The following is a 1,518-nucleotide window of genomic DNA, read 5'->3' on the forward strand; positions in this document are numbered from 1 at the left end:
GCTTGAAGAGACTTTAAATGGCATTGGTGGGATAATGAAACGCTTTGGTCCACAGCAAACTAGTGAAAAGTGCTGATCATTTTACAATTAGGTATGTGTTTAAATCGACAAAAAGGCACCATACAAAGCGATTTAAAGATTTTATGATGAAAACCATATCCGCAATATAAAACGCTCTGTACGGTCAAATTTTAGGTAAATAGACCAATTGGTAAAATTATGGACTAAAAACATGAGAATATTAAAAGACCTGTTCTTAAAAAAGCGTAAACAACCAATGCAAAAAGAGTTTATTGCAACAGCTGTTGGTTATGTTCCTTGGGGGGACGGAGCAGAGGAGTATTTTTACAACCTCTACGAATATGAAGACGGCACAAGAGAGTGTGAAAAGTTTGATGGCGGCCAGTATTATACCACACCAGAAAATGCGGATTTTAGTACCAAAGCGCAAGTGAAAGCATGGGTTTACGGTGGTGGTATTCCGAAAAGCATTCTCAATTACGAACCTCTTATAGACGAGATCAATAAAGAGATCAAAAAATTATCGAAAACCGCAGGAAATAAATATGTTTACAGATAAACAGCTAAGAGCCTTGTTTGGCATTATAACTTTTATATTTTTATGTTTTTTAGGAATTAAAAAAAATCCCTACTTTATCCAAAGTATTTTGATATTTGCATCTTTTGGTTTGATAATAATAACAAATATTTTTGTAATTTTATGCAATTCTCATATTCCTTTTGAATTGCAAAATAATCCAAAATATAAAGATGATGATACAACGGGTTGGGTGAAACTAACACGTGATTTACAACAGTATATGCACAGACTTTTAAATATAATAATTTTAGCGCTTGTCGTTTTAATTTTTCCAAATAGTTATAAAGAAACGGTTTCTTTGCCTGTCACCTCTAAGCACGTGGAACACCAGTTTTCTTTTTCATTGGATACCGTATTTGGGTATTTAGACATTGTACTTTGGTACTATTTTTTATGCTGTGTATTGTTTCTTATGTTTCGTACACGCAGTTTAATAAATATATCCATTTACACACTACAGTCTTGTACTAAAAAGCCATAGTAAAATCTCCGATTTATAAGACTTTTTTGGTTAATCGGTATTGTATCTTCTTAACATCGATTGATGAAATCAACAAAACATCAAAAAACACCTAAAAAGGCACGTAACGATGACTCATATCTGCTCACCATTAAGATATCCAGGCGGCAAGGCTATACTTTATGGAAAAGTCAAAGAAATTTTTGAAAAAAACACAATATCATTTCTCAAAGCAGCTTGATTGCATGAATAGGAGTTTTAATCACATGCTTACACTATTTGGCAAAACTTTACGCAAAATTCGCCTTGATCGCTTTGAACGGCTCTTAGATATGGCTGATAAACTAGGCATATCTGTAGCATTTTTATCTTCTGTTGAAATTGGCAAGAAATCTGTTCCAGTAGGAATGGAAGAAAAGATCATAAAGCTGTACGCTTTAGATCAAAACATGGCTTC

General features: G+C 33.4%; 2 protein-coding genes and 1 pseudogene. All 3 read left to right on the forward strand.

The window, feature by feature from the left end:
• Window positions 1-232 precede the first annotated feature (232 nt).
• Window positions 233-580, forward strand: coding sequence for a hypothetical protein (locus ACFIL8_RS10175; RefSeq protein ID WP_375689667.1), 348 nt, complete (start codon window positions 233-235; stop codon window positions 578-580).
• Window positions 567-1,082, forward strand: coding sequence for a hypothetical protein (locus tag ACFIL8_RS10180; RefSeq protein ID WP_375689669.1), 516 nt, complete (start codon window positions 567-569; stop codon window positions 1,080-1,082). Before ACFIL8_RS10175 ends, ACFIL8_RS10180 begins: the two co-directional genes overlap by 14 nt.
• Window positions 1,083-1,327: 245 nt before the next feature.
• A pseudogene (locus ACFIL8_RS10185) lies at window positions 1,328-1,518 on the forward strand (XRE family transcriptional regulator); the annotation flags it as partial.

It is taken from the genome of Bartonella sp. AP57NXGY (genome assembly GCF_042195805.1).
Taxonomy (GTDB): Bacteria; Pseudomonadota; Alphaproteobacteria; order Rhizobiales; family Rhizobiaceae; genus Bartonella.